Here is a 15,464-nt window from a genome sequence, read left to right on the forward strand (position 1 = left end):
CCGGCCGCCTGCGACCCAGACTTCAGTGGAGCGACGGGAGCCGGGCCCGCGAGGCACCCGGCTCCATCGACACCTTCAGCTCAGTTCGAACGACGGCGGCGGTGCAGCAGGCTGAGCAGCGCCAACGCCATCATTCCCATCGGAGCACCCGAGCCGGTGGCCGAGCAGCCACCCTCCTCCTCCGGAGACGCGGTGGCCTGCGCGGTGGTGCTGTGGCTGGCGTTCTTGCTGTCCGTCACCGTCAGCTTGAAGGTGAACGTGGCGCTATCGCCGTCGAGGTCGGGGACATCGACGCTGATGACCGCCTTGTTCGCCTCGTTGAGCGTCACGCGCGGGCCACTCGTCTGCTCCCACTTGTACGTGAGCGCATCCCCATCCGCATCGCTGGAGCCCGAGCCGTCGAGCGTCATCGACGTCTGGTCCCCGTTGACGATGATGCGAGCCAGCGCCACCGGCTCCCGATTCGGCACGGGCACGGAGGTGACGGTGACGACCACCAGCGAAGCCGCGCTGCTGACCGCGCCATCGCTCACCACCAGGCTGAACACCAGGTCGCGCTCCGCCGTCACCGTCGGCGCGGTGAAGGTCGGCTGCGCCACGGTGGCACTCGACAGCGCCACCGACGGACCGCTGACCTGCGTCCACTGATACGTCACGGCGGTGCCATCCGGGTCGCTGCTCGCACTGCCATTGAGCGTCACGGCCGCACCCGACTGGGCCGTCGCCGCGGCCCCCGCATTCGCGACAGGCGCACGATTCACGTTGCGCAGGGTGACCGTCACCTCCTTGCTCACGTTGTTCGTGCCGTCGGACACCGTCACCCGGAACCGGAGCTCCGCGCTGGAGCTCACGTCCCCCGCCCGGAACGACGCGGTCGCGGTGTTGGCGTTCTCGAGAGTCACGGAGTCACCATGCACTTGGATCCACGCGTACGTCAGTGCATCACCATCCGGGTCGGTGGCCTGGGCCACGAGGGACACGGTGGTCCGCTCATCGGCCGTCACCGCGGAGGCGGTCACCACGGGCAGGCGGTTCTCACCCGCGACGACCACGTCCACCGAGTCACTGACCCAGTGCACGCCATCGTTCACGATGAGCCGGAACGTGAGCGTCCCCGAGCCATCCGGCGCGGTGAACGAAGCACTCGGGCTGGTCGCATTCGCCAGGGCCACGGGCGTACCGGACGTCTGCACCCAGGCGTACGTGAGGCTGTCGCCGTCCGCGTCGTTCGCCGTGCCCGCGAGCGTGTACTGATCGCGCGCGACCACGGTGCCATCCGCACCCGCGCCCACCGTCGGAGCACGGTTGACGTTGAGCACCGTCACGGCCACTTCATGCGACGCCGTCGCCGTGCCATCGCTCACCGTGACGCGCAGGGTGACGACGTCGTCGGCCGTCACCTCGCCCGTCGCGAACGAGACCGTCGCGGTGTTGGCGTTCTCCAGCGTCACCTGCGGACCGGAGACGCGCTCCCACGAGTAGGTCAGCGAGTCGCCATCGGGGTCGGCCCCCGTGGCGGTGAGGGAGGCGGTGCTCCGCTCGTTGGCCGAAGTGGACGAAGCCGTCACCACCGGCGCGCGATTCACCGGGGACACCTGCACATCCACCGTATCGCTCGCGAGGGCGCTGCCATCGCTCACGGAGAGGCGGAAGGTCAGCGTCTCCCCCGTCACCGTCTCGGGGGCGACGAACGTGGCCACCGCCGACGTGGCGTTGGAGAGGGCCACCGGCGTGCCCGCCGTCTGCACCCAGGTGTACGTCAGGCTGTCTCCATCCGCGTCGCTCGCCGAGCCGCTCAGCGTGCCCTGGGCGCGCTCGTTCACCGAGCCATCCAGACCCGCGTTCACCGTGGGCGCGCGGTTGATGTGGCGCACGTCCACCGTCACGTCATGCGACGCCTCCGCCGTGCCATCGGAAACCGTCACGCGGAAGCCGAGGACCGTGTTGGTAGCCACCTCTCCCGTCGAGAAGGAGGCCGTCGCGGTGTTGGCGTTCATCAGCGTCACGGGCGAACCCGAGACCTGACTCCAGGCATACGTCAGCGCATCGCCGTCCGCGTCGGACGCCGTGGCCAGGAGGCTGGCCGTGCTCCGCTCATCCACGGACACCGACGACGCCGTCACCACCGGCGCGCGGTTGACGTGCAGGACGACCACGTCGACGGTGTCACTCACGCTGACCTTGCCGTCGGACACGGCGAGGCGGAACGTGAGCGTCGTGTCGAAGGTCACCTCGGGCGCCGTGAAGGTGGCGGAGGCCGCCGTGTAACCGGCCAGGGCGACGGGCGGGCCCGAGACCTGCGTCCAGAGATACGAGAGACCATCACCGTCCACGTCGCTCGCCGAGCCGGACAAGGTGACGGGGCCTCGCTCGTCGACCGAGGCATCCACCCCCGCGTTCACCGTGGGGGCGCGATTGACGTTGCGCACGCGCACCGTCACGGTGTCGGTGGTCGCCAGGGTTCCGTCCGAGACGCGCAGGCGAAGGACGATGTCCCGGTCCGAGGGAACCTCCGGCGCGGTGAACGTGACGGTCGGAGTATCCGCTCCAGCCAGCGCGACCGCCGGACCCGTGGTCTGCGTCCACGTATAGGTGAGCGTGTTGCCGTCGGCATCCGTGCCGCTGCCAGCGACGGTGACGGGCGTGCGCTCGTCCACCGCCAGGTCCGGTCCCGCGTTGGCGACGGGCGGACGGTTCACACACACGTTGTTGTCCGCCACGAAGCCCGTGAACGGCGTGTTGTCGATGCCTCGGAAGGCCAGGTTGTCCAGCGTCCAGCCCTCCGCGCTCGTGCCGTCGTCGGTGCCGATGCGGAAGCGGATCTGCACCGTCTGGCCCGCGTAGGCGGTGCCCAGATCCAACGTCGCCGCCATGAGGCTGGGGAAGTTGGGAGACACGTTCACCAGGGCGTTGCGGCCCTTCAGCGGATTCGTGCCCTCGGGGACGTTGTAGAGCACGCCCCCGTAGAGCGGCGTGCCGATATCCGTCCACGTCGCGCCCTCATCCTGGGTGATTTCGATGACGGCGCCGTCGTAGTGGCGGAGGTTCGTCTGGTTCGTCTCGAACTGGTAGGCATGCTCGAAGGTGACGACGAACGGCTCGGTCGCGCTCACCTGCAGCGGCGGCGTCTTCAGCCAGAAGTCCGCGGGCACCGCCACGTCCCGGCCATGGAAGCCCCGGTTGAGCTTGTTGTCGTCGACGTAGGCGTAGCCGAAGTACCACTCGTTGAGCCGAGGGTCCTCGCTCGACTCGAACTCCCACGGAATCGTCGCGATGTTGGACTGGACGGTCTCGACCTTCGTGGTGCCGGGCGCCTCGTCCTGGTTCGTCATCGCATACAGCGTCTCGATCACGTCGCCCGGCGTGGCCTGGTGCTCGTCGCGGAAGGCCAGGATGAACTCCGCCGTCGTGGACGGCGCGGCCCCCGACAGGGTCACCGGAATGGCGACCGACACCTCGCCGAAGGGAGGAATCTCCGGGAAGCGGAGCGCACCGCCGTTGCCGATGGAGACACCGCGAGTCCGGGACGTCACCGTCGCGGAAGCATCCCGCGCGGGCGCCGAGCCGATGTTCGTCATCGTGATGATGATGCGGCCCGTCTCCCCGTTGTCGAGGACGCCGTCCCGGTCACACGAGCCGGTCGGCAGGTCATCGGCGAGCACCGCGGACACCATCCGCAGCGAAGCCCCCAGGCGGAAGCTCTCCACCACGCCTTCGTGGTTCCGGGAGCTGGAGGGAGGCGCCTCGGCGCCGACACCCGCGCCGCGCTTGGCGAAGGCCGTCCAGATGCGCTGGGCATCCTCGGGGTCGTTGACGTAGGCGCCCGCGAGGATGGCGTCACGCGCTTCCAGATAGGTCGGCGCATAGGGCGTCTGCATGTAGCCCAGCACCAGGTAGCGCTTCATGCGCGCCTGCGCCTCCGCGAACGGGTGCGCGCGCAGCAGCGACGTATAGACCTCCCAGAGCATCGTCGCCCACACCTCACCGGAGTTGTGGACCTGCGAGTTGGGGCTGCCCGGAATCGTGGGCGCGGTGGTCGGCAGGGCGGACGAGTCCGCGATGTGGCGGAACGTCAGCGCGTTCTTCGTCATGTCCGACGAGTACGTCACGCGACGGATGCCGAAGAAGGCGCTGGCCGGCGAGTTGCCGCGCGTGGCGTACTCCGCCGCGCCGTACGCACCATTCCAGTTCGCGTTCGAGGGGACCTCGATGTCCTCCGCGCGCGTCACCATCAACAGGGCGGTGAAGTCCGCCCAGCCCTCGCCCATGGCGCGGCCCTGGTTGTTGACGAGGCCCGCCGCATCCTGGATGAGGCGGTTGCTCATGTAGTGGCCCCACTCGTGCGCGACGATGATGTTGTCGATGGTGCCGTCCTGCTGGAGGGTCGGCTCCCGGAACATCCGCACGTTCAGTCCCTCGGCGTTGCGGATGCGATTGCCTTCGGCCCGCGTGACGCGCATCGAGGGGATGGTGATGGCGGCCGACGTCCCGGAGATGTTCGCCCGCCAGTCGGACACGTCACTGGCGATGAGGACACCCGCGGCGCCAGCGGCCTGGGCGTTGGTGATCTTCACGAGCAGGGTGCAGGTGCCCACGTCGACGGCAATCTTTCCAGCGACCTCCGCGGCGTTGGTCAGCGGGGAGCAGGCGTCCGTGGAGAGCGGGCCCGCGGGATTCGCGGGGTCCTGCGCGAGGACCACGTCGCCCGTGGTGTCGAACGTCTGGGGGCCGAGCTGGTACGCGACGCCCGGCGCGATGTCCCCCGCGACAGTGGCAGGCGCGTTCACCGTCAGCACGGCGTGCCGCACCCCGTTGAAGAGGTACATCTGCATCTGCGGCGAGGCACCATCCGCCGGCGTGGACATGTTGGCGTTGTTCACACCGCCGTAGTCCTGGGCCTGCGCGATGACCGGGTCTCCCGCCTCCCCTCCCCGTCCGTAGTTGTCGCGCTGGGCATTGCCCGCGAGCTCGTCGAAGCCGGAGTCGTAGAACCAGTCGTGCAGCCAGTTGTTCACGAAGAACAAACTGGTGGTCGCCGCGGCAATCTGTTCGGGGTTGGCGTTCGGCGCGATGTCGAACTGCATCGTCCGGTCGAACACGCCCGGCGCGGTGACGACGGGCCGGAGGTCTCCCGCACCGTAGCCATTCGGCGTGACGAGGTCGGCATAGGCATCCACGTTGTTGCCGGTGGTCTCCGTGGCGCCCGCGGGCAGCCAGGGGTCGTTCTGGCTGAACGGAGCGTTCTGCAAGGTGACCAGCGACGGCGCGACGAACGCGGGGGAGAAGACCGTGGGCGTGCCCGTCGGATGCGGCGTGGCGGTGTTGCCCGCGGGGCCGTCATGCGGCGTGAAGGGCGCCGTGGCATCCGCGAAGACGCGGTAGCTGAAGGCCGCGTCCTCGCGCAGGTTCTTGCGCGACAGCACCCGGCCATCCTGCGCGGAGATGACGTACGAGTAGGTGTCCGACTCGACGCTGCCCTCTCGGCCCGTCTCCAGCTCCAGGTAGTACGCGGGGAGCAGCGCGTCCCGGAGTACGTAGTAGATCTGCTTGGAGCGCGCGGGAGCGACCAGCCCCTCCTCCAACGGCCGCGCATACATCGCCAGGTCGAAGTGCGAGTAGCGCCCGCCCTTCTTCGCGCCCTTCACACCCGTCAGCAGACTGCCGTCGAGCGGCCTCCCGGTGAGGTCCTCGTACGCCAGCGCAATCGCGGAGGTGGCCGGCAGCGTGAATCGGAGCTTCTCGCTGGCCTTCGCCGACGACACGTGCGGCGACAGGGAACCCGAGATGGTCACCACCTCGTTGGCCTGGTTCATCAGCAGCTTGAGGTTGTGGCGGAACACCTCGATGCCCGCGACCTCCTGCGCCACCGTGACGACCTTCACGCCCTGGCCCAGTTGGCGCACCGCGGAGACCCGAGCTCCCGCCGCCTCGAACGACGGGACGCCGTACAGGTCCGAGTAGTCGTTGAGCTGCGTGAGCGCGGCCGCGTCGGGCGCCATGCCTTCATACCGCTGGCGCAGCTTCGCCCGGTCCTCGCCACCCCCCTGACCTCGCGCCCACACGAAGCGAGGCGCACCCGTCAGCGAGTCCCGATGCGTGACACCCACCTGCGTGTCAGCGTCCTTGGGCTTGAGGCGGCTCAGGGACGTACGGGCCGTGGGCATCGCCTCGAGATATGCGTCGTAGTTCGGAAGTGTCCGAGCCATGGAGCTGGTACCCGAAAGCACCAGCGCCATGCCTGACAGCTTGGCAACCAACCTTCTCACGTGAGGGAGCTCCCATGGGAATGCGCGGGGTAGGAGGCACCCGGAGGACCCCAGACATCGGTTCCGACCCCTTGCCGGAAGTTCGGGGACTTCTCCGAATGACTACTCGGTGACAGTTGCTCACCTGCTCGGAGATTAGGCCCTTCACGGATGTAGGTTGAAAGGCGACCTTTCCTATTTTTCTTGGCTCGCTAGATAATTCCGTGGACACAAGAGACCTGGCCCACAAGAATCCCCAGTGAAATCAGCGCCTTGAAATCAAAGCAGGCGAAGTTCCAGTCCTAGCGGACCTACCTGAATTTTCAGGGGTCTCGACAACCAGGCCTCCCTTCGCGTGTCGGCGGGGCGACACGTCACCGCTGGGGAAAGGTGTCGTACTTCAGCAGGTCGTCGGAGATCTCATAGTAGTCGCTCTTGCTGCCCACGTAGATGTGGGCCTTCCCACGCAGGCCCGTGGGCGCATCGAGCGAGCCCACGCAGACGGATATCTTCCGCGTGTCGGAGCTGTCGTCGAAGAGCACGCTGGAGCCACACTCGACGCAGAAGCCGCGCTTCGCCGAGGAGGAGACGGAGTGCCACTTGAGGCCCTTCGACTCCGTCAGCCGGAAGCCCTCGCGGTCCACCGCGGAGTAGGCCCCGACGTGCCCATGCCACCGTCGGCACTTCGAACAGTGGCAGTACGTCACCGCCGTCATCGGTGCCGTCACTTCGTATCGAATCGCACCACAGAAGCATCCGCCCTGGTTCATGAAGCGGACGTAGCGCGGCGCCCAGCGATGCAACAATCCAAAAACCAAAACCCCGACTTCCAAAGCTGGAAGCCGGGGTCTTGATTTGACAGTTGCGGGGGCAGGATTTGAACCTGCGACCTTCGGGTTATGAGCCCGACGAGCTACCAGGCTGCTCCACCCCGCGTCATGTTGTCTGCCTTTAAACACCAGAGGCTCGGCGGTCTATTCTCCGAGCCTCTGGCATCCTGAATTGCGGGGGCAGGATTTGAACCTGCGACCTTCGGGTTATGAGCCCGACGAGCTACCAGGCTGCTCCACCCCGCGTCAGCGGCGAGGGAGGTAGTACCGCCCCCCGCCCTTGAGCGCAACATCTATTTCCAGCGAACTCGAACACGCGTCACACGTGCTCGAGTCCGGTGAATCACTTGCCGGACTTGCTGAAGAGATCGGCGAACGTGCCGAAGCCCTTCTTGCCCGCGCCCTGCGGCTGCTGCGTCTTCTGCCACGCCTCCACCTCGGCGCGCTCCTCCGCGCGGACGGCGGCGGTGACGGACAGACGAATCTTGCCGGAGGCGTCGATGTCGAGAATCGCCACCTTCACCTCCTGGCCCAGCGCGAAGTGCTTGCGCATGTCCGTGCCGCGCTCGGTGCCCGTCTCGCTCGCGGGGAGCAGACCCTTGCCCCCCGGGAACGCGAGGAACACACCGTAGGGCTCGATGCGGTCGATCTTGCCCACGACGACCTGGCCCACCTTGGGACGCGGCGCGGCCGGAGCCGCGGGAGCCGCGGCCTTCTCCGCCGCCACCGGAGCCTGACGCTCCTCGGGAGGACGCTGCGCCTCCTCCTCGGTGATGCGACGCAGGCCGATGCGCTTCTCGTTCGGGTCGATCTTCTCGACGGCCACCCAGACGGTCTCACCCACCTGGACGACGTCGCGCGGGTGCGCGATGCGGCGGTCGCTCAGCGCGGAGATGTGCACCAGGCCATCCACGCCCGGACGCAGCTCCACGAACGCGCCGAACTGCTGGAGCCGGACGACCTTGCCCTGCAGCCGGTCGCCTTCCTTGATCTCGGAGAGCGCCTTCTTGAACGGGTCCTCCTGGCGCGAGCGCATGGACAGCGTGATGCGCTCCTTCTGCTTCGCCTTGTCGGGCGAGTTCGGCTGCGCGGCCTCCATGCGCAGGATCTCCACCTCGACGTCATCGCCGACCTTCAGCACGTCGCTGGGGTGACCCACGCGCGTGTACGAAAGCTCGGAGACGGGAATCATGCCCTCGACGCCGCCCAGGTCCACGAACGCGCCGAAGTCGCGCACGCCGGTGACCTTGCCCTTGACGACGCGGCCCTCGGCCAGGTTCTTGCGCGTCTCGGTGGCGAGCTGACGCTGCTCATCCTCGAGCAGCGAGCGGCGCGACAGCACCACGTTGCGCTCACGAACCTCGGTGACGCGGAACTTGAGCTTCTCGCCGATGAACTGGTCCGGCTTCTCGACGTAGCGCAGGTCCAGCTGGCTGATGGGGCAGAACGCGCGCACGTCGCCGATGGCGACCTCGACGCCGCCCTTGTTCACGCTCAGCACCATGCCCTCGACGGGCATGCCGGACGCGCGGGCCTCGGCCAGCAGCGCCATGGACGCGCTGCCCTTGGCCAGCGCGCGGCTCAGGACGATTCCCTTGGCGCCCAGCTCGATGACGTGCGCCTCCAGGCTGTCGCCCACGCCGAAGCGCAGGATGCCCTCGTCGTCCTTCAGCTCGCGAAGCTCAATCATCGCCTCGCTCTTGGACGCGCCCTCCAGCGACACGAACGCGGTGTCCGCGCCGAGCTGGAAGATGGTGCCCTTGACCTTCTCGCCCAGGCGCACGCCCCGGCGGCCGGGAGCCCCACCCTCCTTGGCCTGCGCCTCGAACATCTCGGCGAAGGACTCGGACTCGGGGACCTCCTCGTACAGCGCGGACACGGGAGCCGGCGTCGGCGTCACGGGGCGCGGCGCGGGCGCGGAGCCAGAGGCCTCCGCCGCGGCCGTCGTGGCCTCCGCCGTCGCGGTGCCCTCCGCGGGCGACTCGCTCACCGGGCCGCGCGTCTCGATGGCACCCGTCGCGCGCTTCACGACGACCATCGGACCGGACGGCCGGCGCTCGCCACCCCCGCGGCGCTCTCCGCCTCCTCGGGGAGGACGGCGGTCCTCGCGCGGCGCCCCACCCTCGGGACGAGGCTGCGCGTCGCGGCCCTGACCAGGACCTCCGCGCTCGCCACCGCGACCGCCACCACCGCTACGGCCTCCGCCCTCGCCACGGCCGCTGCCGCCCGAGGGGATGCCGAGCATCACGTCGCCGAAAGTCGCCTTCGGCTTCTTGGGGCCCATCCCGCCCGGACCACCAGCATTGGAACCGTTCTTCTCGTCGCTCACCGCGGAGACCTTCCTGAGACGAAGTCAGCCCGGACTTACCGTGAAGCCAGGGCTCATGAAAAAGGCGGCGCACTCTACACGCGTGCCCTGTCCGGAGGAAGCCCCGAAGACAAACACACCGTCCGCGCCACTGCCCCGACCATAACGACACCCGCCCGCCCCGACATCCTCTCCGGCAGCTCCTTGCACCTCCAAGCACACGCCGCCTGCCCCGTGAGGAGCCGAGCAGTGGCGCGGACTTAGCGGCCCCGGCGCAAGCGGCCCGTCACCTTGCGGAACACCGCCCCAGCCTCGGGGACACCCAGGGCGGCGGCCACCGCGAAATAGCTGCCGCCCATGGGGAGCGCCACGGCGAGAAAGCCCAGGATGGGGTGCAGACGTGGGGGCGACAGGACCCCGCCCCCCCACTCCGCTTGCACTCCTGGCATGGGGCCCAGGGTGCTGGTGAGCGCCAGCTTCACGCCCAGGGCCACGAGCCCCCCCACGCCGGCCGCGAACCACAACCGAGGCAGCAGGCCCTGGGGCACTCCGACGGGCCCCACCTGCTTCACCAGCTTGTGGCGCAGCAGCGAGGACTCCAGCCACGCCACCAGGCCGCTGGACAGGGTGAGGCCCATGGCGCCCAGGTGCGGGGGAAGGCCCAGCCACTCCGGGAGGTGGAGGCCCAGGCCCCAGGCGGCCAGCGTCCCCACCGCGACGCGGACGATGGCGAAGCGCAGGGGCGTCTTCGGGTCCTTCAGCGCATAGAAGGCGGAGGCATAGAGGCGCCCCACGGTGGAGGCCACCAGCCCCACGGACGCGCCCATCAGCAGGTACCAGAGGTAGCGCGAGTCCGCCGCGTCGAAGCGGCCCGTCTGCAGCAGCGCCGCCGCCACCATGTCGCCCAGGAAGAGGAAGGCCGCCGCCGAGGGGACGACCCAGAAGGCGATGCGCCGGGCCCCCGCGTCGATCCGCTGGCGCAGCTTCGCGGCGACCTCCTCCTTCGAGCCATCCGTCGCGCGCGCCAGCTCCGGCAGCTCCGCCGCGGACACCGCCATGCCGAAGAGGCTCACCGGGATGAGGTAGAGCGTCTGCGCGTAGACGAGCGAGGACATGGCGCGCACGGAGATGAGCGTGGCGAAGGCCGTGTCCACCCACGAGCTGAACTGCACCACCCCGCGCCCCAGCACCACCGGGCCAAAGTTCCTCAGCACCTGGCGCACGGGCTCCGCCGCGGTGGACAGCGACGGCCGGAAGTGCCCCAGCAGCCGGAGCACGCCAGGCACCTGCACCGCGAACTGGAGGAAGCTGCCCGCGACGACGCCGTAGGCCAGCACCTCCACGAGCGCGTCCTCGAGGTAGCGCCCCCCGGCGACCAGCAGCGTGACGATGATGGCCCCGTTCCAGACCACCGGCGCCAGATAGGACAAGAGGAAGCGGCGGTGGCTGTTGAGGATGCCCAGACACCAGGCGCTCAGCACCAGGAAGCCCGTGCCCGGGAAGAGGATGCGCACCACGCGGACGGCCAGGGCGTGGTCCTCACCGGTGAAGCCCGGCGCGACCAGGTCCACGAAGAAGGGCGTGAACAGCATGCCCGCGCCCACGAGCACCGCCGTCGCCAGCGCGAGCAGGCCGAACACCGCGCCCGCGACCCGGTCCGCCTCCTCCGTGTCCTTGCGGCCCAGCAGCTGCGCGTAGACGGGGATGAACGAGCCGGAGAGGACGCCCTCGCCGAAGAGGTTCTGCAGGAAGTTGGGGATGCGCAGCGCGGCCTTGAAGATGGCGGCGGCATCCGCGTTGCCCAGGTAGTGCGCGAAGACCCGCTCGCGCACCAGCCCCATGAGCCGCGAGGCCAGGATGCCCGTGGCCACGAGCAGCGCGCCACGCCCTCCGGAGCGCTCGGGCCGGGGTGATGGGGCGGCGGGAGGCGGCGGAGAAGGCTCGGGCGCGGAGGCGGTCACGGGCGAAGGACTCTATGCGTGGCGTCAAGTGGCATGAAGCAGGAAACCTGACGTGCCCTGTTTCTCTTGACGGTCCTGCGGCGGATTGCGAGGGTCCGTCCTGAATGGCCGAAACCCCGGACAGCGACCTGGACGACGTGGCGCGCATCCGCCGCGTGTTGGCGCGTGAGCTCGAGACCATCAACGAGTACGAGTCCTTCGCTCGTGCCTCCTCCCATCCCGAGGTGAGGGCGTTCTTCCTCCACCTGGCGAGCGAGGAGAAGGAGCACGTCTTCGAGGCGGTCCACATGCTGCGTCTGCTGGACACCGGGCAGGACGCGCACTTCGCCAGTCCCATCGCTCCGGGACACTTCCAGCAGGCCGTCGCCGGGGAGGGGCCCGCTCCCGCGCAGGTCCATGTGCCCGCGGTGCCGGCGCCTGCCGCCATTCCGGCCCGGACGCCGACGGAGCCGCTCACCTCGCTTCCCCCGCAGCGCCTCATCTACGGCCTGCCGGCCCCCCCGCCCTCCGCGGAATCCCACCCCCTCACGGTGGGCTCGCTGCGCCGCGGTGGCGGCGGGCGCGGTGGCAATCGTTGACCCTGTTTCCTCTCCCCTCTCCTTGCTGAGTTTCTGGAGACTGTTCGATGCCTGACTTCCTTGGACATGCCGAGAACCCGCTCCGTGAAGAAGAGTGGGCGCGCCTGAACGAAACCGTCATCCAGGTGGCGCGGCGCTCACTCGTGGGCCGGCGCATCCTCGACATCTACGGGCCGCTGGGCGCGGGCGTCCAGACGGTGCCCTACGACGAGTTCCAGGGAGTGTCCCCGGGCGCGGTGGACATCGTCGGCGAGCAGGAGACCGCGATGGTCTTCACCGACGCGCGCAAGTTCAAGACCATCCCCATCATCTACAAGGACTTCCTGCTGCACTGGCGGGACATCGAGGCGGCGCGTACGCACAACATGCCGCTGGACGTGTCCGCCGCCGCCGGCGCCGCGGCGCTGTGCGCCCAGCAGGAAGACGAGCTCATCTTCTACGGTGACGCGCGACTGGGCTACGAGGGCCTGATGACGGCCAACGGCCGGCTCACCGTGCCGCTCGGCGACTGGACGGCGGCGGGCGGCGGCTTCCAGGCCATCGTCGAGGCCACGCGCACGCTCAACGAGCACGGCCACTTCGGCCCGTACGCGGTGGTGCTGTCGCCGCGCCTGTACTCGCAGCTGCACCGCATCTACGAGAAGACGGGCGTGCTGGAGATCGAGACCATCAAGCAGCTGGCCTCCGACGGCGTCTACCAGTCCAACCGCCTGCGCGGTGACTCCGGCGTGGTCGTGTCCACGGGCCGGGAGAACATGGACCTGGCGGTGTCCATGGACATGGTGGCCGCCTACCTGGGTGCCTCGCGGATGAACCATCCGTTCCGCGTGCTGGAGGCGCTGCTGCTGCGCATCAAGCACCCGGACGCCATCTGCACCCTCGAGGGCGCTGGCGCGACCTCGGCCCGTCGCTAGTCCGCCCGAGCTCCCCTGCTGCCATGGCCAAGGTGCTGGTGATTGATGACGAGGTGAACCTTCGCAAGGTTCTCGCCGCGATGCTGCGCAGGGATGGGTTCGACGTCACCGTCGCGGAGAATGGCGAGCAGGGACTGGCGGAGTTCCAGAAGAACGGCGCCGACATCGTCGTGACGGACCTGGTGATGCCCAAGGTGGGCGGCATGGAGGTGCTCAGCACCGTCCGCGCCGCCAACCCGGACGTCCCCGTCATCATCATCACCGCGCACGGCACGGTGGACTCGGCCGTGGACGCCATCAAGGCGGGCGCGTTCGACTACATCACCAAGCCCTTCGACCAGGCGGAGCTGTCCTCCGTCGTCGCCAAGGCCGCGAAGACGAACGAGAGCGCGCGCCGCTCCGTGCGTCCCGACGTCAAGGCCCGCGCCGCCATCATCGGCGAGGCGCCGCAGATGCAGGACGTCTACAAGGTCATCGACAAGGTGGCGGACACGCCCTCCACGGTGCTCATCACCGGCGAGAGCGGCACGGGCAAGGAGCTCATCGCCACCGCGCTGCACGGGGCCTCCAGCCGCCGCGACAAGCCGTTCATCAAGATCAACTGCGCGGCCATCCCCGCGACACTCCTGGAGAGCGAGCTGTTCGGCTACGAGCGCGGCGCCTTCACCGGCGCCGTCACGTCCAAGCCCGGCCGCTTCGAGCTGGCCGACGAGGGCACCCTCTTCCTGGACGAGATTGGCGAGATCCCCGTCGAGATGCAGGTGAAGCTGCTGCGCGCGCTCCAGGAGGGCGAGTTCGAGCGCGTGGGTGGCATCAAGACGACGCGCGTGGACGTGCGCCTGGTGGCCGCCACCAACCGGGACCTGCAGGCGGAGATTGAAGCGGGCCGCTTCCGCAAGGACTTGTACTACCGACTCGCGGTGGTGCCGCTCACCCTGCCCCCGCTGAGGGAGCGCCGGAGCGACATCCTCATGCTCGCGCGGCACTTCGTCGACAAGTACAACCGCCGGCTGAACAAGAAGATCGAAGGCATCGCGGACGATGCGCTCGCGCTGCTCCAGGCCTACGCGTGGCCCGGCAACATCCGCGAGCTGGAGAACCTCATCGAGCGCGTCCTGCTGTTCGCGGACGGGCCGTTCATCACGGCCAAGGACCTGCCCGAGCCCGTCCGCCATGGAGCGGGCACCCAGCCGAGCGCCACGCCGTCCTCCTCCGCGCCCACCATGGACGTGCCCGCGGGCGAAGTGGGCCTGAAGGACATCGTCCGGATGAAGGCCGCGGAGCTCGAGCGCGACCTCATCGTCAAGAAGCTGGAGGAGACGAGCGGCAACGTCACGCGCGCCGCCCGCCTGCTGCAGATCAGCCGGAAGTCGCTGCAGACCAAGATGAAGGAATTCGGCCTGCGCGACACCACGCCCGACGAGCAAGAGGACGGCCCCGAGGATTGACCCTCGGCTGGCGGAATTCCTCGTCGCGGGCGCTGGTTTTCGCGCCCGCCCCACCCTTTCCAACTCCGGGAGCCTGTATGCGGCCGAACCTTCCCACCCTCGGTGCCCCTCCGAAGCGGAGCCCCATCGGGCCCGTGGTCGCCGTGTCGCTCATTCTCGGCGGCGCCGCGGGAGGTGTCTGGTGGTGGAAGCAACGGATGGCCGCCGCCGCCCCTCAGGAGGCCTCGGCCACGCCCACCGCCGAGGGGGCTGACGGCACCGCCGCGCCAACCCCTGGCACCGCCGCGCCTGGAACGGGCACCGCCCAGGCCCCTTCCGCCGCGCCCGCGCCCGTGGACCCGGTGAAGGCCGCGGGCCTGGAGCACGCGTCGATGCGCATCGAGGGGCCCCTGGAGACGGCGCTCATCCGGTCCGCCGGAGGAGACGTGGGCCCCGCACTGGCGCAGGTGGTGACGCGGACGCTGGTGTGGTGGGTGGAGGTGCCCGGCGAGATCCTGCGGGGCGACACCCTGGACGTGCTCTATCAGCGCCGCCCCAACGAGGAGCCGCTGGTCCACGCCGTGCGATTCACCAGCGCGAAGCTGGGCAAGACGATGAGCGCCTTCCGGTTCCAGCCCGAGGGCGAGAGCACGCCCCGCTACTACCTGCCCACGGGCGACGAGCTGGAGCTGCGCCTGGAGAAGTCCCCCGTGGACGACTACGAGCAGGTGACGTCCCTGCTGCGCGATGGGCGGCGCCACAAGGGCGTGGACTTCCGCACCCCGGTGGGCACGCCCGTGAAGGCCCCCTTCGCCGGCGTGGTGAAGCGCAAGAACTGGAACTGGAGCAGCAACGGCAACTGCCTGGAGCTGGTCGAGTCCGGGGGCCGCGCCCGCCGCGCGCTCTTCCTGCACCTGGACGAGGTGGACAAGGACATCCGCCCGGGCACCCGCTTCAACGTGGGCCAGGTCGTGGGCCGCAGCGGCAACACGGGCCGCTCCTTCGCGCCCCACCTCCACTACCAGCTCATGACGCAGGATGACCGGGTGCTGGACCCGTTCGACCAGCACAAGACCTACCGTCGCGCCCTGGCCGCCCGCTACAAGACGGCCTTCGACGACGAGGTGCGCCGGCTGGAAGGGCTGCTCGGGACGTCCGTCGCGGGGAAGTAAAAGCAACCCGATTCTTGACACTCCTCCAA

At 69.1% G+C, this 15,464-nt stretch carries 8 protein-coding genes and 2 tRNA genes; 4 read left to right on the forward strand and 6 right to left on the reverse strand.

Going from position 1 to position 15,464, the window contains the following annotated elements:
• Positions 1-80: 80 nt before the first annotated feature.
• The 6 genes from MYSTI_RS21840 to murJ all read right to left on the reverse strand — a co-directional run bounded on the left by MYSTI_RS21840 (position 81) and on the right by murJ (position 11,344).
• The gene (locus MYSTI_RS21840; protein ID WP_015349966.1) at positions 81-6,266 is read right to left on the reverse strand and encodes a myxosortase-dependent M36 family metallopeptidase; all 6,186 of its coding nucleotides are present in this window, start codon (positions 6,264-6,266) and stop codon (positions 81-83) included.
• Positions 6,267-6,619: 353 nt separating this feature from the next.
• Entirely contained in the window at positions 6,620-7,051 is a 432-nt protein-coding gene (locus MYSTI_RS21845) for a GFA family protein (RefSeq protein WP_084668185.1), read from the reverse strand.
• Between the two features lie 56 nt (positions 7,052-7,107).
• Positions 7,108-7,181: transfer RNA gene (locus MYSTI_RS21850), tRNA-Met, on the reverse strand.
• Positions 7,182-7,247: 66 nt separating this feature from the next.
• Positions 7,248-7,321: transfer RNA gene (locus MYSTI_RS21855), tRNA-Met, on the reverse strand.
• A 97-nt stretch (positions 7,322-7,418) separates the two neighbouring features.
• Positions 7,419-9,359: a S1 RNA-binding domain-containing protein gene (locus MYSTI_RS21860; protein ID WP_015349968.1), complete on the reverse strand. Its 1,941-nt coding sequence runs from the start codon at positions 9,357-9,359 to the stop codon at positions 7,419-7,421.
• 284 nt (positions 9,360-9,643) lie between these two features.
• Entirely contained in the window at positions 9,644-11,344 is a 1,701-nt protein-coding gene (gene murJ, locus MYSTI_RS21865) for a murein biosynthesis integral membrane protein MurJ (RefSeq protein ID WP_015349969.1), read from the reverse strand.
• Between the two features lie 104 nt (positions 11,345-11,448).
• On the opposite strand from murJ, the gene MYSTI_RS21870 reads away from it, so the two are divergent.
• The 4 genes from MYSTI_RS21870 to MYSTI_RS21885 all read left to right on the forward strand — a co-directional run bounded on the left by MYSTI_RS21870 (position 11,449) and on the right by MYSTI_RS21885 (position 15,435).
• The gene (locus MYSTI_RS21870) at positions 11,449-11,922 is read left to right on the forward strand and encodes an encapsulin nanocompartment ferritin-like cargo protein EncB (protein WP_015349970.1); all 474 of its coding nucleotides are present in this window, start codon (positions 11,449-11,451) and stop codon (positions 11,920-11,922) included.
• Between the two features lie 47 nt (positions 11,923-11,969).
• Positions 11,970-12,836 (forward strand): encapsulin nanocompartment shell protein EncA, encoded by an 867-nt coding sequence (gene encA, locus MYSTI_RS21875; protein WP_015349971.1) that lies wholly within the window; start codon positions 11,970-11,972, stop codon positions 12,834-12,836.
• 23 nt (positions 12,837-12,859) lie between these two features.
• Positions 12,860-14,284 (forward strand): sigma-54-dependent transcriptional regulator, encoded by a 1,425-nt coding sequence (locus tag MYSTI_RS21880; protein WP_015349972.1) that lies wholly within the window; start codon positions 12,860-12,862, stop codon positions 14,282-14,284.
• A 77-nt stretch (positions 14,285-14,361) separates the two neighbouring features.
• Positions 14,362-15,435 carry a M23 family metallopeptidase gene (locus MYSTI_RS21885; protein ID WP_015349973.1) on the forward strand — a complete coding sequence of 358 codons (1,074 nt, stop codon included), beginning with the start codon at positions 14,362-14,364 and terminating at the stop codon, positions 15,433-15,435.
• Positions 15,436-15,464: the final 29 nt, after the last annotated feature.

It is taken from the genome of Myxococcus stipitatus DSM 14675 (genome assembly GCF_000331735.1).
Lineage (GTDB): Bacteria > Myxococcota > Myxococcia > Myxococcales > Myxococcaceae > Myxococcus > Myxococcus stipitatus.

Coding starts and splice junctions, on each gene's coding strand:
- MYSTI_RS21860 (WP_015349968.1), bottom strand. CDS start 9,359: ATGGGCCCCAAGAAGCCGAAGGCGACTTTCGGCGACGTGATGCTCGGC.
- MYSTI_RS21870 (WP_015349970.1), top strand. CDS start 11,449: ATGGCCGAAACCCCGGACAGCGACCTGGACGACGTGGCGCGCATCCGC.
- encA (WP_015349971.1), top strand. CDS start 11,970: ATGCCTGACTTCCTTGGACATGCCGAGAACCCGCTCCGTGAAGAAGAG.
- MYSTI_RS21880 (WP_015349972.1), top strand. CDS start 12,860: ATGGCCAAGGTGCTGGTGATTGATGACGAGGTGAACCTTCGCAAGGTT.
- MYSTI_RS21885 (WP_015349973.1), top strand. CDS start 14,362: ATGCGGCCGAACCTTCCCACCCTCGGTGCCCCTCCGAAGCGGAGCCCC.